Genomic DNA, 25,383 nt, shown 5'->3' on the forward strand with positions numbered 1-25,383 from the left:
AGAGCTTATTTACATACGAACTTACATTCGGTATCATTATATTGTCCACTGGTGAAAGGGAGGTACTGATTTGAAAGATACGATGATTGAATACAGTTTGAACAAGAAAGGTGCGATCAAGGATTATCCATTTGGGCCTGATCCAGTCGCAATCAAGGTTGCGGGTAAGATGTTCGCCCTTATTTTTGAAAACAAGGAAAAGCACTGTCGCTTAAACTTAAAATGTGATCCTATAATTGCAGAGAACCTGAGAGAGCAGCATGAAGCAGTTCAACCGGGATATCATATGAACAAAAAACACTGGAATACCATTACGCTGGATGGTTCCTTGTCCAATGAGGATGTCTACGTCATGATCGATCACTCGTATGATATGGTTATCCAATCCCTTCCGAAAAGGGTTCGGGAATCTATGGTCGAATCGTGAGGTATTTCGCTCTTATCAAGGCCAATGGTCTGCTCGCCAAGTAGAATGAATATCTTATGAAAATGAAGACATACTTGAAGCCCATATGGGACCGTTATCTTGGAAATAAGCAAGATCGAACGGCCTTGTTCAACGTTGCATCCCTTGTTATCAATGCCTGGATTGGGATAGGCAAGCTAGTTTTGGGGATATATCTCCTTTCCGGATGGTTCATCACAAATGCAGTGTATTATTTGATTCTGTGTATAGCCAAAGGCCAGGTGCTTCATCAATATAAAGTTGCCAAAGGGATGGCGTCTCCCCAAGAAAGATATTCTTTGGAGCTTGCGGTGTATAAACGCGGAGGTCTTTTTCTATGTTTTCTGGGCGTGTCCTATTCGATCGTCTGTCTGCGAATGTATCTGATCGGTGATGCCTTCATATATAGCGGACTTATTGTATATATCGTAGCTATAGTCGCTTTTACCAAACTTGCTTTTGCCGTGTACGGTACCTGGGCTAATCGTCATCTACATAACCCAATTATATCTACATTGAAAATGATTAACTTCACCGATGCCATGGTATCCATCGTCGTGACACAAGCGACACTACTTACCATGCAAGCCTCACCTCTCGCTTTAAAAACCAGTAGTTTGTTTGGCATGGGGTGCAGCGTTTTCTTTTGTCTGATGGGGGTCAGAATGATGTCCCACAAGAAAAAGGACTCAAGTATGGAGCAGGGGAGCGCATCCAACGAACAGTGAGACAACTGGGGAGCTTGATATTTCGCATGAACATGCTGTCACAACGGAAGGTGGACTGGCAACGACAGTGGGGGAGGAAAATTACATCACTGTCTTGAATTCATTGGAGAATGAATGATTCAAATTTCCGATTGTCGGATTCATTCTTAATGCAAATAAGGAGTGATAAATATGGATCAACAACAACAACTGGCAATGGTACAACAAATGCGTCAAAATGTCGTCGGTACAGGTGCAGCTCTTCAACCCAGTTCCACGTATGCTGTCACAGTAAAAGAAGTCATGATTCCTACAACTAAAGGTGATACACGTGTACTTGTGTATACACCGGATAGGGACCATTCCGCTCCTCTGCCGGTCTTCTTCAATATGCATGGGGGTGGTTTCATCCTCGGACAAGCAGAGATGGATGATCCATGGTGTCGCTTGATCGCTGATCGATCTGATTGTGTGGTTGTTAATATCGATTACCGTCTTGCACCAGAGCACAAGTTCCCAACGGCGGTCCATGAATGTTACGACGTTGTAAAGTGGGTCCACGGCAATCCGGAATCCTTCTCGGTGAACCCGTCTCTATTCGCCATTGGTGGGCATAGTGCTGGGGGGAATCTTGCTGCAGCAGTGTGTTTATTGAATCAGCAACGTGGAAGCGAGCTGCCGATTGTACTTCAGGTTATCGATTATGCCGTATTGGATGTGGCTACAGATCCGGCCGAGAAACCTAGTTTTGAAGAAGCCATTCCAGCCGATATCGCGAGAACGTTCAATGCCATGTACCTTGAAACGCCAGAAGATGCGCAAGACCCGTTGGCTTCACCTGTGCTTGCAACTTCATTAGAGGGACTTCCAGAAGCATTGATTATTACCGCGGAGAAAGATTCACTGGCCCAAGAAGCAAGAACATATGCAGCAAGGCTGGAAGCAAGCGGTGTGAAGGTGACGCTTAAGGAGTACGAGGGAGCCGCTCATGGATTTACGCATTCTGGGGATCTCCAGATGGCTGAGGATGCCTGGTACCGGATGAGTGACAAGATCAGAGAAGCATTTTCCAAATAAAGTACATCAGAATGACGTGTAGAAAGAACTGAGAAGTGGTTAGATATCATTTGAGCAAGTTGTTTAAAAAGTTACCTTGAAGTCGCCTAATGGCGGCTTTTTTCGTTCACTGGTGTGATTGCTTCAATGGCTTGGTGAAACCAAGCTTCTGAGTTTCTGGATGTGTTAATAAACTGGATTAGGAGCCTTCTTGAGATTATAACGATATCGTTAAGGGTAAGAGTGTTAATTAGAGGAAATAATAACCAATACCAGGAGGTTTATTATGAACCAATATAACAGTCCATCCGATATCGCGATTCTTGGCATGGGAACGGCTCTCCCTGCTCACCCCGTAGCACAGTCAGATATTGCAGAACTAATCGCTTCTTCTCTTCAGGATCGGCCGGATTTGGCCCGTTTTGCCAGGCGAATATTCAGGTCCTGTGGTGTTGAAACACGATATACCGTGGAACCGAGCTATCTCGGTTCACTGGAAGAATGCCGATATCTGCCCTCTGGCGAGCGATCAGACATCCCGACAACGGAAGAACGAATGAATACATACAAGCGGGAGGCGCTTCCGCTCGGGATTGAAGCGGCAGAAAAAGCCCTAGAGGATTCAGGCGTATCTCCAAAGAGTATCACGCATATCATCACGGTCAGCTGCACCGGTCAATATCTGCCGGGTCTTGATGTTATGCTCATCCGTCATTTGGGTTTGTCTGCCCGAGTTAATCGACTGCCGCTGATCTTTCAGGGGTGTGCCGCAGGGTTGAAAGCCATTCAGATGGCACGAGATGTCGTGCAGGGAGCTCCCGGATCACAGGTCCTTGTGGTCTGTGTAGAGTTGTGCACCATTCATTTTCAGCCCGTACAAGATCGGGAAGCGCTGTTTGCAGCTTCATTCTTCGGAGACGCTGCTTCTTCCTGTGTAGTGGGTACACCAGAACCTCAGCACAAGAATGTTCTGAGTCTGGGCATGGGTTATTCTGTGCTTCTTCCGGATTCGACTGAAGATATGACCTGGGAGGTGGGGAATCTGGGGTATGACCTGTATCTATCCCCTCGTATTCCAAAGCTGTTAGGTGTTCACCTGGAAGAGGAACTGCGTCTCTTATTGCAAAGTGAACAGCTTCCTGAACTATGGGCCATTCATCCGGGAGGACGTGGGATTGTGGACTCTGTGCAGAATGTAATGAAACTGCGAGACGAGCAAACAAAGTATAGCAGGGATGTCCTCAGAACGTATGGTAACTTATCTTCCAATACCATTCTGTTTGTGCTGAATGCGATGCGTGAGGACATGAAGGTACAGGGTCAATCCTCTACAGATGGTGTAGCCATGGCATTTGGACCGGGACTCACCGCAGAGTTGATGAAATTCACTTATGTACCATCATTAACTTCAGTGATGGAGGAGCACGATCATGTCCTTTTTTAGAACATTGTCCATTCGGGCCAAGGAAGATGAACTGATGGATGACTTTTCTCTGGGAGGGGAGGAGCTGCGTGAAGCGTTAAGACATCTGAGACGTCTTAACAAAATATTTGCAGCACCTGGCCCAACTCTGGCTGGTGTAGAGAAGTTATGGAACTCTGTCGGCAGGCCAGATGAACTGTCTCTTCTAGATGTGGGGGCAGGTTCAGGGGATGTGAACCAGAAACTGCTGCAATGGGCGGATCGCCAAGGCATTCAGTTGAAAATTACATTGGTTGATCTGACGGAAGAGGCGTGTGAGGAAGCAAGACAACTATTCCGTGACGAACCCCGAGTCCGGGTACAACGTGCCGATCTTACACAACTGCCGGATGCTTCAGCAGATATCGTGACAGGTTCCCAGTTTGTACATCATTTTGACGGAGATATGCTGGTTGATATGGTTTCTCATATGCTGCGAGCATCCAGGCATGGTGTCGTCATTAATGATATTCACCGCCATCCGGTATCCTATAAAGCGGTCTGGATTACAACACGAATGATCTCGCGCAATCGGTACATTCGTCATGATGGGCCTCTTTCCGTAGCCAAAGGTTTTACAGGGAGGGATTGGAAGGAACTTAAACAACGTCTCAATCATGATACGATGACTTATGAATGGAAGCCTTTATTCCGTTACTCTGTTGTTATTCCCACGAAAGGCAGGTGATCTGACGTGTCGAAATCCATAGATGTGATTGTCATCGGAGCCGGAATTGCCGGTAGTACGTGTGCAATGCAACTGGCAGGAAAAGGTCATCGGACCCTTTTGCTGGATCGCCAAGAGTTCCCTCGGCACAAAACCTGCGGTGAGTTCATGTCACCCGAAACCAAGGAGATGCTGGAGGTTCTGGACATTCACCTTCTGGACCAGTCGAAGAAACCCAGTACCATGGATCATGCCAAAATCGTTATGCCACAAGGCGGAGTGATTGAAGCACCGCTGCCGGGATTCGCATATGGCATAAGTCGATATGAGCTGGACCAGATTTTGCATCAGAAGGCTCTGGAGGCCGGAGCCCAGATTGTGACCAAAGCGACCATAACGAGCATCGAGCAGCTTGAGAATGCCAGTTATGAGGTTCAGGTGAAACAGGGAGATGAGCAGATCAGTTACAGAGCCAAAGCCGTTATCGGGGCACATGGGACCAAAAAGCCGCGTGGGATGGCTTCCGCACCTGATCTGCGGGACCAAACCGTATACGTTGGCGTTAAGTCCCACTTCAGCGGGATAGAGATTCCCGCACGGGTAGAGTTATATTTTTGCGAGGGTGGTTACGTGGGCATTTCCCCGATTGAGGATGGCATTGTGAATGTCGCCGCATTGTTGACATTGGATACCGTTCAGGAAAGTGGCAAGTCTATAAACGATATTTTACAGGCGGCATCCCTGACAAACGTGAGTTTGGCAGCCCGTTTAGCCGAAGGAAAACCTGTAGATGGAACGCAAGTGTCGATTGCACCGCTGCATCTGTCCAATGTTCCAGAACCGTGGTCCCAATATCCGCATATTGGGGATGCCATGCTGATGATACCGCCCTTATGTGGAGACGGAATGTCCATTGCCCTTCGCTCTTCACTTCTGTGTGCAAGGTGGACTGACAAGTACCTGCAAGGCGATATTGAACATGCCGATTGGCAGAGTAATTACACACTGGAAGCAAGCCGTGAATTCACTCAATTGCTCAGACGCGCAAGAAGAATTCAAAAGCTGGCTTTTGCCAAAACCAATAAATTCTATCCTGGTCTGGCCCGGATGATCCCCGGTCTAGCCGCTTATGTTGTGAAGGCCACACGGTTATCCGAGATGAACGCAGTGCGCTAAAAGGCTGAAATTTGCTTAATACTTATGCGAAAGAGGTTGCTGACGGCGGCCTCTTTTTTGGTGTATAAACATTAATTTTGTGGAGACAGTTTGGAAATTCGGGAAATGCTCGTATAATAGAATCTAATGTAACGATAGAGAACTAAGTCAGATGAAATGTCGGGAGGCACTATTTAAGATGAACTATTCATTTTCCAATCGTATCGCAGCACTGCAACCATCCATTATTCGTGAGATTCTGAAGGCTTCTTCGGGACAAAATGTGATTCCATTCTCTGCGGGAAACCCCGCACCGGAGACCTTTCCTATTGAGGCGATTCGCACATTCACTCAATCCATTCTGGAGCATGACCCGGTCACAGCTCTGCAGTATGGGATTACGGAAGGATATGTTCCCCTCAGGGAAGCATTGACTCAACATTTGAAGACAGGTTTTGATACCGGTAAACCATCCGATCAATTGTTCATTGTATCTGGAGCGCAGCAAGGGATTGAACTGGCCTGTAAAGTGTTTTGTAATGAAGGGGATACGATTATCTGTGAGAGTCCAAGTTTTATTGGTTCCCTGAACTCCTTCCGGGCATCCGGTGCAAAACTTGCCGGTGTTCCGATGGAGATGGACGGTATGGATATCGAGAAGCTGGAACAGGCGCTGCAAACGGAGCCTAATGTGAAACTGATCTACGTGATCCCAAGTTTTCAGAATCCGACGGGTGTAACAACGAGTCTTGCGAAACGTAAGGCCATATACGAGCTGGCTAAGAAGTATGGCGTTATGATTTTGGAAGATAACCCGTACGGAGAACTTCGATTCAATGGAGACGATGTGCCAACCATCAAGTCTATGGATGATGAGGGTCTGGTCATCTATGTTGGATCATTCTCCAAAATTTTGTCGGCGGGACTACGTGTTGGTTTTGTACAAGCGCCACATGAAGTGGTAGAGAAGATGGTTGTTGCCAAACAGGGAGAAGACGTACATACAGCCATGCTTCCACAGATTCTGGCATACAAGTTCATGACAGATTATGACTACGCGGGGCACATTAACAGCATTCGTGAGGTATATCGGAGAAAAGCTACATTGATGATGGACAAGCTGCAAGAGTATATGGGTGAGTCCATTACCTATACTCAACCGGATGGTGGACTGTTCCTCTGGTGTGATCTGCCAGCACATGTGCCCATGCTTGATTATGCCAAGACAGCGGCAGCTCAAGGGGTTGCAGTTGTACCTGGAAATGCATTCCTGGTGAACGAGCAAGACCCTTGTAATGCCATCAGACTTAATTTCTCAACTCCGTCAGACGAACAGATTGTCAAGGGTGTAGAGATTTTGGGGAAGGTATTGAAAGGGTATAACGCTTAATATTATAAAACGCAATATATCCATGAGAAGTCGCCCATTGGCGGCTTCTTTTTTGGCCTTTCGCAGCCCTTAATTATCGATTAATGCACTTAATTCTGCCTGAAATACCTTTTGATTCTTCTGATTGAAAGTACTCAGCAGCACGGTAACAATCCCATTTCCTTTTCGTCTGGGAGACAGTCCAATAACTTCTGCAATGACATGAAGTTCATCATCCGGAAAGACAGGTTTCAGAAATTGAATGTTATTCATTCCGGTGCCCGCCACGACATGCTCTCCATATACCCCGACCTCAATCCATAATTTGAAGGAGATATTCATCGTTTGCATGCCAGAAGCAATTAAACTGCCAAAGCGGCCTTGCTTGGCCTTTTCCTCATCCAAGTGCATGTACTGTGGATCATAGATTGTGGCAAACTCGATAATATCACTCTTGGACAATGCCAAGGATGTGGTTTCGTAGCGCTGACCTATTACATATTCACTGAATCTCATGAAGGCACCTCGGTTTCTTTGATATGTTTTTTCGTAGTCGATGCCTTGGAAAGAGACATGACTGGACTGACGTGTTAAAATGCTAGTGAACAGTCCGGTGTGTATTGCTGTATTACTGCCATAATGGACTAAACAGATGAAACTTTGTTTGAGGAGTATATATGATGATAACGATTAAAGATGTAGCCAAGATGGCGGGTGTAGCCAGTTCGACTGTATCTTGTGTACTCAACGATAAAGGCAATGTAAGTGAGCCGACAAGACTCCGAGTACTTGAGGCAGCGAGCCAACTTAATTACGTTAGGCATGGTCCTGCATCTGAATTAAAACGAAATAGTACACAAACCATTGGTGTTATTGTCCATGACATGTCCAGTCCATATTTCTCGGATTTGGTGAACGGAATAGAAACGGTCGTCATGAGTCATGGATACGATATGATTGTATGTAGTTCGTTGGGTGGAGAGAAATCAACAGCCCATCGATACATCCGAGAAAGAAGAATTGATGGAGCTATTGTTATCGCTCAGAATATTCAAGATCAATTGCTTATTGAAGCATCTGAAGCAGGATTTTCGATTGTCGTCATGGATCGGGATCTGGATGCTCAACATATTGTAAAGGTTTTGATGAGTGATACGCAAGGCGGTTACTTGGCTACCCGTTATCTGATCGATAAAGGTCACCGGACAATAGCTTATATTAGTGGTCCGTCACAATCGGAATGTAATCTCCATCGTTATCAAGGTTATTTGAAAGCCTTGAAGGAGGCAGGCATCGAAGAGAACCCCGAATGGAAAATTGGCGGACAATACATGAAGCAAGATGGCTACATTGCAGCCAAGAAACTGCTTGAAGGAGAGTTGCCCTCCGCTGTTTTTTTTGCTAATGATGAAATGGCAATCGGCGGCTTGGAAGCCTTCAGGGAGCATGATATTTCAATTCCTGAGCAGTTATCCGTAATTGGTTTTGACAATATACCTGCATCTCAGTATATGAATCCACCACTAACCACATTTCGTCAGCCGAAGAGGGATGCAGGCCAGCTTGCAGGTCATGTTCTCTTCCAACTGCTGAATGGAGAGATCGTAGAGACGTTATATACACTGGACATCCAATGCGTGGAACGCGATTCTGTTAGGCTCCTCAATCTGAGTTGAGGGGTTTTTTCCATTCTATAGAATTTTAAATACTTAAAAAGAAAGGAGAGTAGCCATTAATGCATAATATAAAGACGAGGAGTATTTTTCGTTGGAAATAAATGGAGGGTGATACGATGGGCGTACCCACTTTTTTGGAGACAGGTCATATGCAAGAAGGTTTTCCCATTCGGGTAATTCACACAGGAAATCAGTTCAATTATGCTGCACACTGGCATGATGAAGTTGAACTGATTCTTGTCAATGGTAAGAGCGCCAGAATTGGCGTGAACGACCACGTGTGTGAGTTGGAAAAAGGGGATGTGCTGCTGATCAAACCAGGGGATGTGCACTGCTTTTTGCCGGGGACTGAACAGTTAACCATTATCTTGTTCCGCCTTGAATTGTTAACGGGAAGTTTCACGACCGAAGCCGAAATTCAGGATCTCGGACAACTTTTTAACAAAACAACAGTTATTCCCTCAAATACGGAGAGTCAGAGCAAACTGGCTCATTATATAGATGTCATCATTACCGAGAAGAAAAATCAGAAGCCGGGATATCGGTGGTTAATGGTATCCAGATTATATGATCTCATCATACTTTTACTACGTACCATCGTGCCTGTTACCATCGATGAATCAACATCTTCAGGATGGCCCTGTACTTCCTCCAAAAAATTTGAATTTCTTGAATCGGTCTGTGAATACCTGGAGGAGCACTATGCTGAACCGATCAAGCTGGAGCAGGTGGCGGAACATATTAAGTTCAGCAAGTTCCATGTCTGCAAGCTGTTCAAAGAGATTAAGGGCGTAACACTGATGGAATACTTGAATCACTTTCGAATCATCAAATCAGAGTGGGCCTTATTGTTCCGTCAGGATACCATTCTGGAGATTGCGATCGGCCATGGTTTCAACAATGTAAACTCCTATAACCGTCTTTTCAAAAAATATAATGACTGCACACCCTCCGAATTTCGTAAAAAACACCGTACGAATATCACAAAATATGGAGGGTAATGCACAATATTTGTGGAGAAAGCCCTCTCCAAAATCAATATACTCTAATAAATTGTAAGCGTTTCCTTTTTGAAGGAGGGGGCCTATGAAGAAGTGGTTTAAGCCAACTATTGTATTTGTATGTGCAGCACTGTTGTTAGCTGGTTGTCAGTTCAGTCCATCCAATCAAAGCAAGCAACAGGAGATTACCGTGTGGAGTTTTACGGATGAAGCAGGATATGCCATCGAGAAATTCGAACAGCAATATCCTGACATCAAAGTGAACTTTGTCAACATCCCCGGTAATTTCTATATCACCAAGCTGAAATCTGCGCTACAGACGACCTCGAAGGCTCCAGATGTATTTATGATTGAAAATGCGAATATTCGAGAACTGATTGACGTTCCATATCTGGAGAATCTATCAGCTTCGCCGTATAACGCCAATGAACTTATCCAGGAACAATATGCTTTTGTGCAGGCCAATGAAAAGGACAGTGAAGGAAATGTCAGAGCGATAGGTTACCAGGGAACACCAGGGGGCATCTATTATCGTCGGGATTTGGCGAAGAAATATCTGGGCACCGATGATCCTGAGAAGGTGGGTTCACAGATCGATACATGGGAGAAAATCTTCGAGATTGGAGAGAAGGTGCAGCAACTAAGCGGGAATAAAGTACATGCATTGGCAAATTGGAATGCTATATCGAATTCATATGATGGTATACCTTGGGTGAAGGACGGCAAACTCGTCATCGATCCAACCTACTTGGAAGTGCTCGATCTTGTACGTGAAGCACGTGAGCGGAAAGTGCTTGCCGAGTATGATGATGGAAGTGCCGGTTACGCTGCATCCATGCAAAAAGGAGAGGTCATGTTCTATCCCGGGGCAACCTGGGCCCTGCAATTTACGTTCAAGGCAAATGCCCCGGATACCGAAGGCTTATGGGGCTTGGCACAGGGTCCTTCAGCGTTTAGTGCAGGCGGAACTTATATAGCGATGTATAGTAAAAGTGACAAAAAAGATCTCGCCTGGAAGTTTATCGAGTTCTATAACTTTAACCACGACTTTCTGTCGGAGCTCGCGAAAGAACAGGATTATTTCACGAGCAACATGGTTGTGAATGATGAACTTGCACCGTCTCTCTCATCGTCCTATTTGGGAGGACAGAAGCATTTCGAGTTTTTCTCGGAGGCTGCAAAACGGGTACCTGTATACGAACGAACCAAATATGATGCCACAATTAACAACGATATCTACAAGATTGTACTCCAGTTATATCTCAATAAGGACATTCAGACCAAGGAAGAAGTCGTAAAGCGAATCAAACGTGATGTCACCTTGAGATTTCCGGAGCTGGAAGTGGATTAGCTTAGGACGTGTCTGAAAACCTTCCTTCGGAGTTTTCAGACACGCCCTCGAAGTAAGCGATGGTTATACACATCACACATCCGATGATAACTGGGGGGATAGAACATGTTTGCCAAAACGATTCGCAAGGACCATTACGGCTACTACTTCATTGCTCCGTTCTTTATTATTTTCACCATTTTTGGGCTTTATCCCATTTTATATTCGCTCTATATCAGTTTCACCAACTTTGATGGCATCACGACGCCTGACTTTGTAGGGATCGGTAACTACGTGGCCGTACTACAAGACCCGTTGTTCTACAAAACCTTGTTTAATACGTTATTCATCTGGGGCGTATCTGTCGTTCCGCAGCTGACGATCTCCCTGGTGTTGGCCTTTATTTTGAATGATAAGCTGCTCAAAGGACGGGACTTTTTCAGGGCCGTATACTTTTTTCCGAATATCGTAACGGCTGCATCCCTTGGGTTGCTTGTCAGCCTGATTTTTGACTGGCAATCCGGGGGACTGAATCATTTTTTGGTGCAAACCGGAATCATACAAGATCCAATTAACTGGAAAAATGATCCGTGGTTTATGCGGCTGATTGTGTCTTCGATTCTCTTTTTCCAATACTTTGGCTATTCCATGGTCATCTACCTCGCAGGTCTTCAGGGGATAGATCCGTCGCTACTGGAGGCAGCCCAGATGGATGGAGCGAAAAAGAAACATATTTTCATTCATATCATCGTGCCAATGCTCCGTCCCATTATTCTGTTTCAGATGATCACATCCATAATTGGTGGCATTCAGATTTTTGATCAGCCATTTACATTAACCAATGGCAATGGTGGTCCTGACAGGGCAGCCATGACAAGCATTATGTATCTCTATAATGTCGCATTTCAGAGCACTCGTTTTGGTTACGGCGCTGCAATCGCATTTTGTCTGTTTATTATTATCATACTGTTGTCCGTTGCATCCTTCATCATGACCAAGCGGAAGAGCCGTTCATAGGGAGGGGAGTTCTTATGCAAACTGCAAAATCAGTTGAACAACCAAATGCAGCGATTCAGCAATATGCCACCACAAGGCGACTGACGGCAGGCAAGATTATCATCTATCTGTTATTGATAGGTCTTGCCGTGCTGTGCATTATTCCATTTTATCTGATGCTCATCTATTCAACACATAACAATGCAACGATTGCTTCAACATTCACCTTTCTTCCCGGATCGTTTTTAGTGGATAATTATATGAACATGGTATCCAAAATTAACATTTGGCGTGGGTTTGCCAACAGTATTTTCATTGCTGGATCATCAACCGTGTTATCTCTCTATATTGGTGCTTTGACCGCATACGGTTTTGCCAAATTCAAATTCAAAGGGCGGAACTGGTTGTTTCTGTTTCTGTTAGCGACCATGATGGTGCCGGGTCAACTGGCCCTGATTGGGGTATATCGCCTATTCAGTATGTTGGGGCTTCTGGACAGTTATGCCGCGATTATTTTGCCTGCGGCGGCTAACGCGTTTAATGTATTCTTTATCAAACAGTTCATGGAGAGCAGTATCCCGGATGAGATTATTGAATCTGCACGGGTGGACAGTGCCGGTGAGTTCCGGACGTTCAATCAGATTGTATTGCCTATTCTGGGGCCGGCAATCTCAGCCCTTGGCATATTCACGTTTATTGGGTCATGGAATAATTTTTTAACACCGCTTGTTCTGTTTTTCTCCCTGGATAAATATCCGCTTCCAGTACTGGTTGCGTTAGTGCAGGGTTACTATGGGATGGATTATGGGCTCTTGTATTTGGGCGTAGCAATTTCAATCCTGCCTATTATTGTTGTATTCTCTGTGTTTTCCAAACAGATTATCGGAAGTGTTGCTTTGGGTGCTGTAAAAGGATAGTGATAACTAGAAAATAGGGTATAGCAAAGAGCAAGATATCCGTATTCATAGGCATGAACAGCATTCTATATCATCAGGGTCGCTCAAGAGGGCGGCTCTTTTTGCTATTCACTATTTTGCGTATATATCCCAACTTATAAGTAAAGGATACCTTTAACTGAGAATATCTGGACGCAGCATGCACAGAAAGGGGAGGGCGGTATGGACACATCACTGATAACACAACAGAACCTGCCGTTAACCGGACATCTTGCTGTTGATCAAGAAATGTTAAGCTCTGTTTTTGCAGGTTGCTCGGATGTTGTGTTTCATACATTTCAAACCGCATGCCATACTTCAGCGCTATGCGTATATTGTGTTGGTTTATGCGATACAGAACGGCTGGAGAGACAGGTACTAACGCCTCTTCAGGAGATGGGGATTGAAGCTGCGCAGGTTCCTCTGGCTTCTGTTAAAAGTGTTGATACAACCACTCAGGCGGTGCAGGCGATATTAGAGGGGGAAGCTTTGTTACTGCTGGAAGGTTCAATGACTGGAACTACATACCCTCTATACAAAGCTGAAAATCGTTCAACCGAGGAACCATTAGCTGAATCCACAGTGCGCGGTGCACGAGATGGATTCACAGAATCGTTGACCATGAATATGTCTCTTCTGCGCAAACGTCTCAAGACACCTGCATTGAAGATTCATACACGTAACATGGGAGATCGTACAAACACCAGTATTTCACTTGTATACATGGAGGGGATTATTGACCCCAAACTGGTAAAGGAAGTGAAAAAACGACTTTCAGATTTAAAGCTTCGAGACGTACTGGAGAGTCAGTACATTGAAGAAGGCATTGTTGATCAGCGATACTCCCCATTTCCACAGATGATTGCGACGGAGCGTCCGGATGTTGTCGCTTCCAACTTGCTGGAAGGTCGGTTTGCTATTCTTGTGGACGGAACGCCTTTCACCCTTATCGCGCCAGTGACCATCTTTTCCATGTTACAATCCCCCGAAGATTATTATCAAAATGTGTTTATGAGTGTTTTTGTACGCTGGCTGCGATACATTTTTTTTGTGTTATCCATGCTGCTTCCATCGGCTTATGTTGCGATTACGACGTTTCATCAGGAGATGATTCCTACCGTATTACTTCTCAGTATTGCACGGGCGAGAGAAGAGATCCCTTTTCCTGCATTGGTGGAAGCGCTCATTATGGAAATCGCCTTTGAAGCACTGCGGGAGGCTGGCGTCCGTTTGCCAAAGCAGGTCGGATCAGCGGTCAGTATTGTGGGAGCCTTAATTATTGGGCAAGCGGCGACGAGTGCCGGAATTGTGTCAGCCCCCATGATTATCATTGTTGCGATAACCGGTATCGCTTCTTTCATGATTCCTCGCTACGCTGCCAGCATCGCGACCCGATTACTGCGTTTTCCTATGATGTTTCTGGCTGGAACGCTGGGACTCACAGGTGTCATGTTGGGAGTCATCCTGGTTGTCATTCATCTGAGCAGTCTTCGTTCATTCGGAACACCTTATCTGTCACCAGTAGCCCCTACGATGAGCAAGGAACTCAAGGATGTATGGTGGCGTCCAGCACCAAGGAACAAACCGGACTAGAACAATTCATACTTAAGCAATCAAGGGAGCGGGATTACACATGTTAACTGACAAAGGAAAAATATCAGAGACTCAATTGGCATTCATGATCTTTCCTGCCATTCTCGCAACAGCCATCTTGTCTGTTCCTGGAATTACAATGCACTATGCAGGTCATGACATGTGGCTCTCTCCGATTATAGGCTCCATTATTGGTATTGCAGCGGTAGCGATCTCTATAGGACTGGATCGCCTGTACCCCGGAAAAACGCTCATTCAATCGAGTGTATCGATTGCGGGGCGTATCTCTGGAAAATTAATAGGATTGGTATATATCATTTTTTTGCCCCATTTGACGGGCTTGATTATACGGACGTACGGTGAATTCATTGTTAACAATGCACTTCCGCGGACTCCGCTATTCGTTGTAATGGGGACGATGGTTGCGGTGTGTGCGCTTAATGTCAGACTAGGAATCGAAGTAGTTGGACGCACGTCTCAAATCTTTGTGACCCTCCTTATCGTGTTGCTTAGTCTAATCTTCATTCTATTGATCGGGGAACTGAATCCAGCGGAATTATTCCCTTTCATGGAGAACGGACCACTACCTAGTATTAAAGGAGCCCTTGGACCTGCTGCATGGTTTAGTGAATACATCGTAATTGCCTTCTTGCTTCCTTATGTCAATCGTAGAAAACGCACAACACGAGTTATGTTGGGTTCCCTTATACTAACGACAACCGCAATGACGGTAATCAATCTGTTTTGCCTGTTTTTAATTGGAGATCTGACGGATAGCTTTGTATATCCGGTTATGATTGCTGCAAGATACATAACCATTGCAGACTTTCTGCAACATATTGAATCCCTGATTATTGCGGTTTGGATTTTTGGAATCTTCGTCAAGATTTCTGTTTTTCTTTATATTTTTGCGACATCCACAGCAGAATGGTTTGGTTTGAAGGATTACAAACCCGTCGTTGTGCCGCTTTCGTTTCTATGCATGGTATATGCCTACTGGGTTGTGTCCGGGGGATCGGGTGCTTCCAGTCTGATTGGGCCTTCAGCTAACTTGTATACGATCAGCATTTTATTGATCCTTCCGGCTATGATCTACGGTGTCGCATGGCTGAAGAAAGGGTGGGCACATTTTCGAAAGAATCAAGCGAACACCTGATTGATGGGGGAGGAGCACTTGCGAATATATAGAGTACTACTAATGCCAATATTGTGTTGTGTACTTTTAAGTGGATGCTGGGATCGCATTGAGATTAACGATTTGGCTATTGTGCTGGCTACGGGTATAGATTACGAAGACGGCAAAGTACAACTGACTTCACAGATTTTCATTCCGCGAAAGGCCAGTGCAGGAGATAGCAGTGGGAGCGGAGGCAGTCCAAGCGGGGTTACGATGATTCGAACGGCGGAAGGACTTACAATTGCCGAGGCATTGAATCGGTTACAACGTAAGGTTCCCCGGAATATGTTCTGGGGCCACTGCGAAGTCATCATCATTAGTGAGCAAGCCGGTAAACGCGGTATCCGCGAGTACATCGATTTCTTCCTGCGCTACCCTCAATTCAGGGAACATGCATATGTCTTTTCCAGCGAAAGGGCGGCGAAAGATATCCTTGCCTTGCTTGATCCTCTGGAGCGAAGTTCTGCAGAATCGTTGCGAGAAATGGCCAATATGAAGCTGGGTACACGGATGACTGCTCTTGAACTAGGTAAATCGATCGAAGGTCCAGGTAGCTCCGTCATCTTGTCTCGCATGTTAATCTTACCCCCGGAGCCCGATCAGGATAAACTGACAACTACGCCATATGTAAAAGGTTTGAGCTTGTATAAGGAGGATCGCTACGTCAAGACGGTCAAAGAACCATTAAGTGTAGGTGTATTATTACTTGCAAAAGAACTGAACAACATTATCATGCCTGTTGAATTTAAGCCGTTAAAAGGTTCTTTTTCGATCCAGCCCATTGAAATCCAAACAGTCTTGAAACCTCGGATTGTAAACCAACAGTGGAGTATGAAGGTCGACATCCAAACCCGGGGAGAAGTGGTGTTAAATACGACGGAGGCCGATCTGACTGATCCCGCTGTGTTATCTAAATTGGAACAGGAATGGTCAGCTAAGCTTACAACACTGGCTCATGATGCTTTAGAGATGGCCCAGAAGGAGCTGCGCACAGATTTTTTCAAATTTGCTGTTGAATTTCGTAGATATTATCCAAATCAATGGAAGAAGCAGGAGAAGAACTGGGAAACCATCTATCCTGAAATGGACGTGGAAGTCAAAGTGGAAGCACATGTAGTACGTACCGGAAAATCAACAGGACCTCAGGGGATACCTGATGAGGACGAAAATTGAACAGAGATCGCTCCTGTTATAAGCCTGAGAAATGAGGTGATTGTATGAAAATAGGCTCAATCCTTGGAATTTTGATGCTGTCGGCTGCGATAATGTATGGAGAGTGGAAGAGTAGCAAAGAGAAGCGATCCAGAATAGTGAGTGCGGGGATTACTGCAGTGGCGACAGTCATTGGGATTATCCTTCTCTTTCAGCCCCGATTTCCTGGTCCTACCCAGGTTATGAAGCTTGTATTTGGAAGCGTGGATAAATTAATGAAGTGAGAATATGGAACAGAAGGACCACGTCTTTACGTAACAAAGATGAGGTCCTTCTTTTATTTTAAGTGAGCTGCATCCACTTAAAGATGTCTATTCTTTGATCACAGAAGCGTTCACGGCATCTTCCATCTTTGTATTGTAGGAACGGAACAGACCCAAACGCCAGAACGCGGCTCCTTTGAGGTCATAACGTTTGGCAAGACCGAGCTTATCATCTACAGAGGAGGGCGTTTCACTGCTTAGACTGATCCCGAGCAGAAGCTTGCTCTTCGGGACACCGGCCTGTATGGCTAATTGAATCGCCTGATCTACAAGACTATTTGGCTCAGGTACCTGAGATTTGGTGCCAACCGGATTATACTGATAGGCCATAATAATAAGATCATCTGCAATAGAGGCAAGAGTTTTGTAATCATAACCTTTATAAGCACTATTTAGCGGGGGTACCGCCAGAGATAAAGCTGTGTCCTGGGGCAAGGAACTCTTTAGTTGTTTCACGTAAGCATTGAGCAGCTTCTGTTGTTCTACTGCATCCAGTTTAAAGCCCAGTCCTTCAAAATCCAGAACAACTCCGCCAAAACCATGTTCAGAAACAGCAGAGGTTATACCTTCAATCGATTTCTGACGCAGGTTGGTGTCACTCAACACTTTGGTCAGTTCGCCGTTTCCGTCCAATGCATATACCATTAGTTGCGGTTGGATACGCTGATCTGCTGCGTCAGCAACAATAGACTGCGGCGTAATATCACCCGCAGCAGCAGGAAGACGGTACTCTTCCCCCTGGAGTGTAAACTGACCTTCGCGATCAATGCGGCTCCAGCCAAATGCTACAGAATTCATGGAAGTAATGAGATCCTTTTCTTGAAAGGATTGCAATGCATAGAAGGCTCTCAGGTGCATCTCGCGTTGTGGGGAGACGAGGGAGACCGTCTTGGTTGCCTGATTCCAGCTTACTTGTACACCGAATTGGTTACTGAATGAACTTAATGGAATAAGTACTCGTCCTTCCCGCTGAACTGGTGGTGCAGGAAGTTTTACGTTCTTTCCGTTTACGGTTGCTGTAGTGCTGCCTACCGTTAATACTACCTCGGTGGTTTGACCTTTTACAGCATTCGTTGCTTTTACAGTCTGCGTTTTGCTGTTCCACGTTATATCGATACCCAGAGCCTCTCCAACCGTCCGAAACGGAACATAAGTGACACCCTTATCCATGCGTGGTGCTGCATCAAACGTTAAGGGGACATCGTCCAGTTGAACGGTAATGGCCGGAGCAGCATAGGCTCCACCGATATTTGGGGTGTTTCCAAGGACAGAGAGAGTAATCACTGTAACCGCAGCAATTTTTCCTACACGCTTAATGAACATCGTCTGTTTCCTCCAACTTGGTACATAATAGTAGATTCTTGCTTTAAAAGTAATCTAGTAATCTAGCATATGTATCATAACAAAATTTTCATATCGTTCCAATATAAGAGTCGAAGTTTAGTCATATTGGCGGCAAGAATCGTAATATACTTTACTATATATTGCGGAAGGAGTGTGCTTTTTGCCAAACTCTACGGGTTTTATATACAATCCGACCACCGGTGCAACTCAGTCCACGCAGCTTATCGTGACTTGCATTAACGATTCTCTTAATGCTCCCGTTAATATTGAGCTTGAGGTTTTCAGGTGGGATACTACTCAAACTGCACGTATTGCGATTGGTCATGATCTGTTTGAATTATTGCCTCAAGCGACTAGAACCGTAATCTATCCACTTATCAACGCCGCTTTTTTCGAGGTGCAAAGTGATTATTTTAGCGCCACAAGCACTATCATTCATGTATATGGTGTTGATTCTACAGGTCAGATCATCCAGCGTGTGCTCCAATCCGAGATGACATTAATTGACCGATTCACAAATATCCCTTAAAGGAAGAGAGGTGAGCAGATGGCAGTTGTGAATATTACTGGAGCATTAGCAGGCAGCCAATTCGAACCTTCAATCGCAGTTAACACGCTGACCCCCAATATCATGTGCGTGGTTGCCGTAGATACCAGTACCGGACCAACATTGACTGGATTCTATCGTTCCATTGATGGAGGGAGTACCTGGTCTACAACGATACTTCCTCAACCAGCAGGATATGCAGGAGCAGAGGCACCCACAATAGTTTATACGTTTCCCAATACCTTTATCGTTACCGTGCACTTGTTTAACGGGATTAATGATGGGACGATTGCAAGTTACACCTCATTTGACGATGGGTTAACGTGGCAGCCACCGGTTATCGTGCAGGCGGGTTTCGGTACCATTGTTCATAATGATGAGCCTTACATTGCTGTAGACCGTTCTCCGGGTAGCCCATATCGAGGCAATGCATATGTCGGGTATACACCACTTGCCACGACTTCTTCCGCCATATTTACACAACGGTCGGTCTCGCAGGGCCTAACCTGGGAGCCACCTGACCGACAGTCGAATCCGCGAGGAATTCATGACCGGGCAGCGCTGGCTGTTGGATTCTCGGGTGAAGTTTATGCAGGGTATATCATAACGGGGCCTGCCAGTCCCTCTGCGCTTTTGCGTATTTCATACGATGGAGGAATTACTTATCAGCCCCCAATCGAGCGACAGGCAACGTTTATATCATCCGTTGTGCCAGCACCTTCACCGTTACCTGTACCGAATTACGCTTTTCGGGTACAGACCAATCTAAGTCTGGGAGCAGATATTTCCGTTGGACCTAACAGTGGAACCGTATATACCGTATGGAATGATGCACGAGCTGGCTATACCGATGTGTTACTCTGCGAATCTCCGGATGGACTCCTATGGTCAGACCCGATCAGTATTACAGGCGCCCCTCCAGGCACGCAGAACTTCTTTCCTTCCATAACCGTATCTCCGTTTGCCGGGACGATCAGGGTTATTTATTACAGCAACCGAATTGACGGGTTCCTTCTGGATGTTTTTGTGGCAGAATCGTTCGATGGCGGGGCGAGTTTCACCAACCGTCGAATTACAACCACATCGTTCAATCCCAATGGTAACTCACCGATGCCTACGATTCTGATCGGAGATTACATAACGGCAGCTACGGTTAGTCCGGATAATCTGGCAGCCGTCTGGATGGCTACAACACCGCCTACCGGCAAACTAGATATTTATTTTGGGAACTAATTCGACAGAAATAAAACACCCCCATACCAATTAGTCCATGTTGATACAGGCTAAGAGTATGGGGGAACAGGTGGACACATGCATTCTAATCCGAAACGATAAATCCGTCGAAACTTTCTGGGCCCACCCTCACCGTTCCGAGCAGGTTAGTACTGATAAAAGCAGTGTACGTTATTTGTGGCTGAATCGGTGGATTGTAGTCGTTGGCAGAGAAAACAATAACTTCGGGGTTAAGGAGACCGCTTAGCCCATACGTGAAGTTAGCAGAGTACACAATCGGATCCGTAGCAACGGTGCCTCTAACAATAGTAATTCTAACTTGAAAGAGTGCAAGCGGTAGTCGCACCGTAATGGTTCCTTTTAATGAAACTCGTGGATTGGCTCTGGCTCCAGCCGTTTGCAGACCAATCTGTGCAAATAGTTGAGGCGTATTAATTACTGGAATCGGTATAGAAATGGAATTAAACAACGCAGCATTTTGCGATGATCTTGCATCCAGAAATTGTGTCAACGTATATACCTCCTATCTATTTCAGATAGAATAATATATTCCTTATTCAGAAATTGGCATGGACGTTGGTGACGCGCTGGAAATATTAAAGGCAAACCGACTGCCCAAGTGACTTGTTTCTTTAAGCCATACAATCCCACCCATCAATTCAGCAAGTTGTTTACAGATGGATAGGCCTAGCCCCGCTCCACCATACTTTCCGGAGTTGCCGTGAATCTGCGAATAGGATTTGAACAATAGATCTTGGCGATCCTGGGGGATGCCGATGCCCGTATCTATTATCTCGTAAGATGCATGGAGTGTACCTTCTGGATCAGCAGATACTTGCGTAGAGATGCATACTTCACCTTGCTCCGTGAATTTCAACGCATTGCCAACAAGATTGATTAGGATCTGACGGACTTTTTGCTGATCGCCTATAAGCATCAAATGATCATTTATATCGTATTCTGCGTATAATCGGACACCTTTTTTCTGTGCTTCAGATGAGAACAACTGGAGTACATGGTCGACGGTTTTAATGACACTGTAGGGGTTAATCTCCAGAGAGATCGCACCCGCTTCTGCTTTGGAATAGTCGAGAATTTGATCCATCATGGATAACAGACTGGTTCCACTAGACTCTATGACATTAACATATAACGATTGATCCTCATTCAGCTTGGTAGATTGCAATAGATTTGCCATTGCAAGAACACCATTCATCGGGGTACGAATTTCGTGGCTAAGGACGGCTAAGAGATTTTTCTTCTCTTCCAGTACTTTTGCAGCGGTTTCTTCCGCATGTTTTAACTGTTGCAGTGTCGTTTCCATCTCAAGAAGACCTGTGAAGAATGAAGACAAGGAGAGAAGCAGATCCACGTCCTTTTGTTGATAGGAATAGTAATCCTGATCAAACGAACAGAGGGAGCCATAAATTTCTCCGTTCTCATTATGTATAGGTACGCCTACAAATGAACAACCACCTACGAATTCTGTAGCGTCCATATGTTTGGTTAACGGATGAGTCAGATTGTTATTAATTACCAATGGACCTTGGGTATGTTCAGTCACAAGTGCACAATATGACTCGGCGTTTTCAACGACAAGTCCCTCACCTAAAATTAGTTTGTCACGATTATATACGTTCAGAACTTTGGTGGATAGATGATCCAACTGAGCGATACAAAACGTATTTGCAGGAATTAACCTGCTTGCTGTGTCCATAACATTAGCAGCCGAATCATATAATTTATGTGAGACTATAGATAGCACATCAATGAATTCTGTTTTCAACATATTGATTTGACTCCTCCTGATTGTAGAAATTCGTTGTGCACTGTATTAAGTATATATGAATTCGAAGAATAGAGCATGTATGGTTTTGACAGTGGAAGATGGAAATGAGAAAATATAATGCTGTAGAACATGAAAAATATATTAAGTGGTGGAGGCATTTCAATGAATCAGCGTTTTCGAATTACCCGGTCCGTACAAGAAAGCAATGCGGAACAATCCATCTCCCTGGAAGAATGCAAACTCTACTTCGAGTCCAAGCCCGAATTCACCTATTCACCGGTTCTTCACATTGTTGGAGCAGAGAGCACCATGTCCATCGATGGGGATTTTTTTATGTGGGACCTTGAGGGAACACAGATTGCTTTTCGTTTGTACATGGGAGATCTGTATGTAGCTATTTCTAACGAAGCTATTGTACCCAAAATGATTGAGATTGCAACGGATCTACGTGCAGACATCGTTGAAGGATAAGAAGTAGAGAACTAGGTTTGATAAAAATGTAATCATGTTAGTTGTAGTATACTTTGGACATTCCTGTAAAAATGAGACTAAAGGTTCATTTATATTCCATATGTTAGATTGTAATATATGGAATATAAAACATTTTACAGGAGAGTGAATGAAGTGAAAAAGACCAAATTAATACTTGTTGCATTCATGAGTATGATCCTTGCCTTATCAATAACTGGAATAGGATCGAGTTCAAAGGCATCTGCAGCTACGGCACGTACACCCATTGTATTGGTGCATGGATTGACTGGTTCAGATAGCAATTTTACAGCAATTGAGAGTTATTTGCGTAGCCAAGGGTGGACAAGAGACGAATTATTCGCGATTGACCTTCCTAGCAAACAAGGAAACCAGCTGTTGAACTCCGCAGCAATTAGTCGATTCGTAGATGATGTTCTGCGCGAAACGGGTCATACAAAAGTCAATATTATAGCTCATAGCATGGGTGGAGCTAATAGTCTCTATTACATACTTAACCGTGGAGGCGCTTCCAAAGTGGATAAGTTGATTACCCTTGGCGGGGCTAATCGATTGACCACAACGACAGCTCCGAGTGGAATAAAGGTGACTTCGATCTATTCCACCAGTGACACGATTGTGTCCCCAGTACTTTCCCGGTTGAACGGGGCAAACAATGTTTCGGTTTCCCTCGTATCCCATATCGGTCTGCTGTTTAACTCACGGGTGAATGCCCTGATCAAAACTGCGTTGAATGAGTAGCTAACATTGTGAAAATGGCAAACAAATGTACATTTTTTCATAATATATTGAATGATTGACTTGAACACGACGGACCATTCATGGTTAGTCGTGTTTTCGTATTACCCGGAAATGGCTCACTGAGGTAAGATTTAAGAATAGCAACATTCGTTCTATAATTAGAAATCAGAATGAAAAATGGAACAAAGTTAAAGGAGTCTGTACACATGCAACCTCAACCGAATGATCGAATTAAGGTTCACCCAGGCTTTTGGGCCGGATTACATCAAATAGGGATTGGTTCAGAAGACATCGCTCGCACAGCACAACTATCTCTTGAGACAATAAATAAACCTGTAGTGACTCAATCTCAGTACTATGCAATCTGGCAGGCTTATTCAGATCTCATTGGAGAAACTGCCGAAGGCATCATCAAACTTGCAACCGGATATGAGATATCGAAGTATCCTCCGCCTGTGCTGGCGATGTACCATGCTCGTGATTATCGTGATGCGTTGAATCGAATGGTCCGTTACAAGCAAATGTGTCCTCCCGAGAGTCTGCAGATTACCGAAGCAGGGGAGGAATGTATCATTGAACTCGAATGGTTACATAAGGAGCTAACAGGTCCGCCATTATTGGTCGGTATTACACTGGCATTTTTGCTTGAACTTGGACGGAGGGGTACAGGCCAGCCTTTGATGGCCAAAAGGGTCGAGTTCACCCAACCGATGGGCAACGTATATACCCTTGAAGCTTACTTCGGCTGTCGAGTCGATACAAATTCTAACCATAATCGGCTGACGCTAGAGCGAAAAGATCTGAATCTTCCATTTCTCTCGTATAACGAGGAGTTACTGGAGATCCTGACCCCGGCTCTGGATCGGTCGCTGGACGAACAGAAGAACAGTCGTTCCGTTACTGAAGTGGTCAAATGGATCTTGAAACGTAACCTCACAGGAAAGCGCCCTGACATCCAGACGGTCGCCAAAGAGCTTTGTATGAGTGATCGTACCTTGCAACGGCGACTGACGGAAGAGAACACAAACTTCAAGCAATTATTAACCGAAGCCAGACGTGAGCAGGCCCGGGAGTACCTGGCAGATCCTTCGCTCGATATCAAAGAGGTAGCATTCCTGGTTGGATATGAAGACCAGAATTCGTTCTATCGTGCGTTCCGGACCTGGGAAGGAGATACTCCTTCGAATTGGCGTGTCAGGCATTAACTTTGTCGCAAGATGCTAGTTACTGAGCCCTTCAGACTGCGTAATATTATATCTGTCCAGTGAATGAAGCTGTTCGCAATGTTCAAGAAACAGCTGTCGGATAGTTGTAATCAAGAAGGAGAAATGCAGGATGGATATGGGACTAAAAGAGAAAACAGCCTTAGTTACAGGATCAACAAAAGGGATCGGCAAAGCGATTGCTATAGAACTCGCTCGAGAAGGTGTTCATGTTCTGATTAATGGACGTAATGATGAAGAGGTAGAACGAACAGTTCGCGAAATGAAGTCCACTTTTCCGGAGACCTCTCCGCAAAAGGCTACCGCTGATCTTGTGGATCTGGCGCAACGCCAAGCTTTATTCGAGAAATTTCCTGAGGTCGATATATTAATTAATAGCATGGGTATATATGAAATCATGAGTTATGAAGACATAAATGATGAAGTGTGGGAAAAATATTTCCGTATTAATGTGTTGGCTGCTAATGGCTTGTCCCAATTTTATTTACCTAAAATGATGAAGAACAATGACGGGCGTATTATTTTCATCGCAAGTGAAGAAGCCCTCATGCCCTCAGGCCAGATGCCTCAGTATTGCATGACCAAGTCGATGTTGCTGTCATTATCCAAAAGTTTGTCCAAACTGACAGCAGGGACTGAAGTTACGATCAATACGATCCTGCCAGGTCCGACACTTTCCGAAAACGTACAAGAAATCATTGAGGGCATATACCCTAATGAGGCACTGACTTTTGAAGAAAAAGAGAAAGACTTTATGAAGAGTAATCTGCCACAGTCCGAATTACAGCGATTCATCAAGCCAAGTGAAATAGGCAGACTCGCTGCATTTGTATGCAGCCCATATGCTTCAGCCTTCAGAGGTTCTCCCATCCGGATGGACGGGGGCATCGTTCCCACCATATTTTAAAATTGTTCAGGATACAGGATATGTATCCATAAGATGTCGCCAGCATTGGCGACTTTTTTATTTGTA

26 protein-coding genes are annotated in these 25,383 nt (G+C 44.9%); 22 read left to right on the top strand and 4 right to left on the bottom strand.

Going from position 1 to position 25,383, the window contains the following annotated elements:
* Positions 1-70: 70 nt before the first annotated feature.
* The 7 genes from MHB85_RS14195 (at position 71) to MHB85_RS14225 (ending at position 6,882) form a co-directional block, all read left to right on the top strand.
* Positions 71-427 (top strand): MmcQ/YjbR family DNA-binding protein, encoded by a 357-nt coding sequence (locus tag MHB85_RS14195; protein ID WP_341073111.1) that lies wholly within the window; start codon positions 71-73, stop codon positions 425-427.
* Between the two features lie 56 nt (positions 428-483).
* The gene (locus MHB85_RS14200; RefSeq protein WP_091016482.1) at positions 484-1,173 is read left to right on the top strand and encodes a hypothetical protein; all 690 of its coding nucleotides are present in this window, start codon (positions 484-486) and stop codon (positions 1,171-1,173) included.
* A 171-nt stretch (positions 1,174-1,344) separates the two neighbouring features.
* Positions 1,345-2,229: an alpha/beta hydrolase gene (locus tag MHB85_RS14205; RefSeq protein ID WP_341073113.1), complete on the top strand. Its 885-nt coding sequence runs from the start codon at positions 1,345-1,347 to the stop codon at positions 2,227-2,229.
* A 265-nt stretch (positions 2,230-2,494) separates the two neighbouring features.
* On the top strand, positions 2,495-3,652 hold the full coding sequence (locus tag MHB85_RS14210; protein WP_341073114.1) for a type III polyketide synthase: 1,158 nt from the start codon (positions 2,495-2,497) through the stop codon (positions 3,650-3,652).
* Positions 3,639-4,358 (top strand): methyltransferase domain-containing protein, encoded by a 720-nt coding sequence (locus MHB85_RS14215; RefSeq protein ID WP_341073115.1) that lies wholly within the window; start codon positions 3,639-3,641, stop codon positions 4,356-4,358. Before MHB85_RS14210 ends, MHB85_RS14215 begins: the two co-directional genes overlap by 14 nt.
* A gap of 6 nt (positions 4,359-4,364) precedes the next feature.
* The gene (locus MHB85_RS14220; RefSeq protein WP_341073116.1) at positions 4,365-5,513 is read left to right on the top strand and encodes an NAD(P)/FAD-dependent oxidoreductase; all 1,149 of its coding nucleotides are present in this window, start codon (positions 4,365-4,367) and stop codon (positions 5,511-5,513) included.
* A gap of 178 nt (positions 5,514-5,691) precedes the next feature.
* Entirely contained in the window at positions 5,692-6,882 is a 1,191-nt protein-coding gene (locus MHB85_RS14225) for an aminotransferase-like domain-containing protein (protein WP_091016474.1), read from the top strand.
* A gap of 69 nt (positions 6,883-6,951) precedes the next feature.
* On the opposite strand, the gene MHB85_RS14230 is transcribed toward MHB85_RS14225, so the two are convergent.
* Positions 6,952-7,377 carry a MaoC family dehydratase gene (locus tag MHB85_RS14230; protein WP_091016472.1) on the bottom strand — a complete coding sequence of 142 codons (426 nt, stop codon included), beginning with the start codon at positions 7,375-7,377 and terminating at the stop codon, positions 6,952-6,954.
* Positions 7,378-7,541: 164 nt separating this feature from the next.
* On the opposite strand from MHB85_RS14230, the gene MHB85_RS14235 reads away from it, so the two are divergent.
* The 9 genes from MHB85_RS14235 (at position 7,542) to MHB85_RS14275 (ending at position 17,005) form a co-directional block, all read left to right on the top strand.
* Positions 7,542-8,537, top strand: coding sequence for a LacI family DNA-binding transcriptional regulator (locus MHB85_RS14235; protein WP_341073117.1), 996 nt, complete (start codon positions 7,542-7,544; stop codon positions 8,535-8,537).
* 116 nt (positions 8,538-8,653) lie between these two features.
* Positions 8,654-9,538, top strand: a complete 885-nt coding sequence (locus tag MHB85_RS14240; protein WP_192131706.1) for an AraC family transcriptional regulator — start codon at positions 8,654-8,656, stop codon at positions 9,536-9,538.
* 85 nt (positions 9,539-9,623) lie between these two features.
* Complete coding sequence (locus MHB85_RS14245; protein ID WP_091016467.1) at positions 9,624-10,889, top strand: ABC transporter substrate-binding protein; 1,266 nt, start codon at positions 9,624-9,626, stop codon at positions 10,887-10,889.
* A gap of 105 nt (positions 10,890-10,994) precedes the next feature.
* A complete protein-coding gene (locus MHB85_RS14250; RefSeq protein ID WP_091016465.1) occupies positions 10,995-11,885 on the top strand; it encodes a carbohydrate ABC transporter permease in 891 nt (296 codons plus the stop codon).
* Between the two features lie 14 nt (positions 11,886-11,899).
* Positions 11,900-12,781, top strand: a complete 882-nt coding sequence (locus tag MHB85_RS14255; RefSeq protein ID WP_091016464.1) for a carbohydrate ABC transporter permease — start codon at positions 11,900-11,902, stop codon at positions 12,779-12,781.
* Positions 12,782-12,982: 201 nt separating this feature from the next.
* A complete protein-coding gene (locus MHB85_RS14260) occupies positions 12,983-14,392 on the top strand; it encodes a spore germination protein (protein WP_091016462.1) in 1,410 nt (469 codons plus the stop codon).
* 40 nt (positions 14,393-14,432) lie between these two features.
* Positions 14,433-15,548 (top strand): GerAB/ArcD/ProY family transporter, encoded by a 1,116-nt coding sequence (locus MHB85_RS14265; protein WP_179198528.1) that lies wholly within the window; start codon positions 14,433-14,435, stop codon positions 15,546-15,548.
* Positions 15,549-15,590: 42 nt separating this feature from the next.
* Positions 15,591-16,742, top strand: a complete 1,152-nt coding sequence (locus MHB85_RS14270) for a Ger(x)C family spore germination protein (protein WP_188310549.1) — start codon at positions 15,591-15,593, stop codon at positions 16,740-16,742.
* Between the two features lie 44 nt (positions 16,743-16,786).
* Positions 16,787-17,005, top strand: coding sequence for a hypothetical protein (locus MHB85_RS14275; protein WP_341073118.1), 219 nt, complete (start codon positions 16,787-16,789; stop codon positions 17,003-17,005).
* 87 nt (positions 17,006-17,092) lie between these two features.
* On the opposite strand, the gene MHB85_RS14280 is transcribed toward MHB85_RS14275, so the two are convergent.
* Positions 17,093-18,367 (bottom strand): stalk domain-containing protein, encoded by a 1,275-nt coding sequence (locus MHB85_RS14280; RefSeq protein WP_149846621.1) that lies wholly within the window; start codon positions 18,365-18,367, stop codon positions 17,093-17,095.
* Positions 18,368-18,548: 181 nt separating this feature from the next.
* On the opposite strand from MHB85_RS14280, the gene MHB85_RS14285 reads away from it, so the two are divergent.
* Positions 18,549-18,917 (top strand): hypothetical protein, encoded by a 369-nt coding sequence (locus MHB85_RS14285; protein ID WP_091016454.1) that lies wholly within the window; start codon positions 18,549-18,551, stop codon positions 18,915-18,917.
* Between the two features lie 18 nt (positions 18,918-18,935).
* Entirely contained in the window at positions 18,936-20,168 is a 1,233-nt protein-coding gene (locus MHB85_RS14290) for a sialidase family protein (RefSeq protein ID WP_341073119.1), read from the top strand.
* Between the two features lie 85 nt (positions 20,169-20,253).
* Here the strand turns inward: MHB85_RS14290 and MHB85_RS14295 are convergent, their stop codons facing one another.
* Positions 20,254-20,679, bottom strand: coding sequence for a hypothetical protein (locus MHB85_RS14295; protein WP_341073121.1), 426 nt, complete (start codon positions 20,677-20,679; stop codon positions 20,254-20,256).
* Between the two features lie 42 nt (positions 20,680-20,721).
* Positions 20,722-21,957 (bottom strand): GAF domain-containing hybrid sensor histidine kinase/response regulator, encoded by a 1,236-nt coding sequence (locus tag MHB85_RS14300; protein ID WP_341073123.1) that lies wholly within the window; start codon positions 21,955-21,957, stop codon positions 20,722-20,724.
* A 162-nt stretch (positions 21,958-22,119) separates the two neighbouring features.
* Here MHB85_RS14300 and MHB85_RS14305 point away from each other — a divergent pair, with 162 nt between their 5' ends.
* From MHB85_RS14305 to MHB85_RS14320, 4 genes are all read left to right on the top strand, one after another.
* Complete coding sequence (locus MHB85_RS14305; RefSeq protein ID WP_091016450.1) at positions 22,120-22,428, top strand: hypothetical protein; 309 nt, start codon at positions 22,120-22,122, stop codon at positions 22,426-22,428.
* Between the two features lie 186 nt (positions 22,429-22,614).
* On the top strand, positions 22,615-23,187 hold the full coding sequence (locus MHB85_RS14310) for an esterase/lipase family protein (RefSeq protein ID WP_223869139.1): 573 nt from the start codon (positions 22,615-22,617) through the stop codon (positions 23,185-23,187).
* Between the two features lie 206 nt (positions 23,188-23,393).
* Positions 23,394-24,392, top strand: a complete 999-nt coding sequence (locus MHB85_RS14315; protein ID WP_341073124.1) for a helix-turn-helix domain-containing protein — start codon at positions 23,394-23,396, stop codon at positions 24,390-24,392.
* 130 nt (positions 24,393-24,522) lie between these two features.
* On the top strand, positions 24,523-25,317 hold the full coding sequence (locus MHB85_RS14320) for an SDR family NAD(P)-dependent oxidoreductase (protein ID WP_341073125.1): 795 nt from the start codon (positions 24,523-24,525) through the stop codon (positions 25,315-25,317).
* Positions 25,318-25,383: the final 66 nt, after the last annotated feature.

Origin of the sequence: Paenibacillus sp. FSL K6-4396 (assembly GCF_038002525.1) — a bacterium.
GTDB lineage: Bacteria > Bacillota > Bacilli > Paenibacillales > Paenibacillaceae > Paenibacillus > Paenibacillus amylolyticus_B.

What these genes read in the sequence shown, in the direction of transcription:
- MHB85_RS14235 (WP_341073117.1), top strand. Translation starts at nt 7,542, where the DNA reads ATGATAACGATTAAAGATGTAGCCAAGATGGCGGGTGTAGCCAGTTCG.
- MHB85_RS14250 (WP_091016465.1), top strand. Translation starts at nt 10,995, where the DNA reads ATGTTTGCCAAAACGATTCGCAAGGACCATTACGGCTACTACTTCATT.
- MHB85_RS14275 (WP_341073118.1), top strand. Translation starts at nt 16,787, where the DNA reads ATGAAAATAGGCTCAATCCTTGGAATTTTGATGCTGTCGGCTGCGATA.
- MHB85_RS14265 (WP_179198528.1), top strand. Translation starts at nt 14,433, where the DNA reads ATGTTAACTGACAAAGGAAAAATATCAGAGACTCAATTGGCATTCATG.
- MHB85_RS14210 (WP_341073114.1), top strand. Translation starts at nt 2,495, where the DNA reads ATGAACCAATATAACAGTCCATCCGATATCGCGATTCTTGGCATGGGA.
- MHB85_RS14205 (WP_341073113.1), top strand. Translation starts at nt 1,345, where the DNA reads ATGGATCAACAACAACAACTGGCAATGGTACAACAAATGCGTCAAAAT.
- MHB85_RS14255 (WP_091016464.1), top strand. Translation starts at nt 11,900, where the DNA reads ATGCAAACTGCAAAATCAGTTGAACAACCAAATGCAGCGATTCAGCAA.
- MHB85_RS14290 (WP_341073119.1), top strand. Translation starts at nt 18,936, where the DNA reads ATGGCAGTTGTGAATATTACTGGAGCATTAGCAGGCAGCCAATTCGAA.
- MHB85_RS14300 (WP_341073123.1), bottom strand. Translation starts at nt 21,957, where the DNA reads ATGTTGAAAACAGAATTCATTGATGTGCTATCTATAGTCTCACATAAA.
- MHB85_RS14215 (WP_341073115.1), top strand. Translation starts at nt 3,639, where the DNA reads ATGTCCTTTTTTAGAACATTGTCCATTCGGGCCAAGGAAGATGAACTG.
- MHB85_RS14305 (WP_091016450.1), top strand. Translation starts at nt 22,120, where the DNA reads ATGAATCAGCGTTTTCGAATTACCCGGTCCGTACAAGAAAGCAATGCG.
- MHB85_RS14270 (WP_188310549.1), top strand. Translation starts at nt 15,591, where the DNA reads ATGCCAATATTGTGTTGTGTACTTTTAAGTGGATGCTGGGATCGCATT.
- MHB85_RS14320 (WP_341073125.1), top strand. Translation starts at nt 24,523, where the DNA reads ATGGATATGGGACTAAAAGAGAAAACAGCCTTAGTTACAGGATCAACA.
- MHB85_RS14230 (WP_091016472.1), bottom strand. Translation starts at nt 7,377, where the DNA reads ATGAGATTCAGTGAATATGTAATAGGTCAGCGCTACGAAACCACATCC.
- MHB85_RS14310 (WP_223869139.1), top strand. Translation starts at nt 22,615, where the DNA reads ATGAGTATGATCCTTGCCTTATCAATAACTGGAATAGGATCGAGTTCA.
- MHB85_RS14260 (WP_091016462.1), top strand. Translation starts at nt 12,983, where the DNA reads ATGGACACATCACTGATAACACAACAGAACCTGCCGTTAACCGGACAT.
- MHB85_RS14280 (WP_149846621.1), bottom strand. Translation starts at nt 18,367, where the DNA reads ATGTTCATTAAGCGTGTAGGAAAAATTGCTGCGGTTACAGTGATTACT.
- MHB85_RS14245 (WP_091016467.1), top strand. Translation starts at nt 9,624, where the DNA reads ATGAAGAAGTGGTTTAAGCCAACTATTGTATTTGTATGTGCAGCACTG.
- MHB85_RS14315 (WP_341073124.1), top strand. Translation starts at nt 23,394, where the DNA reads ATGCAACCTCAACCGAATGATCGAATTAAGGTTCACCCAGGCTTTTGG.
- MHB85_RS14240 (WP_192131706.1), top strand. Translation starts at nt 8,654, where the DNA reads ATGGGCGTACCCACTTTTTTGGAGACAGGTCATATGCAAGAAGGTTTT.
- MHB85_RS14200 (WP_091016482.1), top strand. Translation starts at nt 484, where the DNA reads ATGAAAATGAAGACATACTTGAAGCCCATATGGGACCGTTATCTTGGA.
- MHB85_RS14225 (WP_091016474.1), top strand. Translation starts at nt 5,692, where the DNA reads ATGAACTATTCATTTTCCAATCGTATCGCAGCACTGCAACCATCCATT.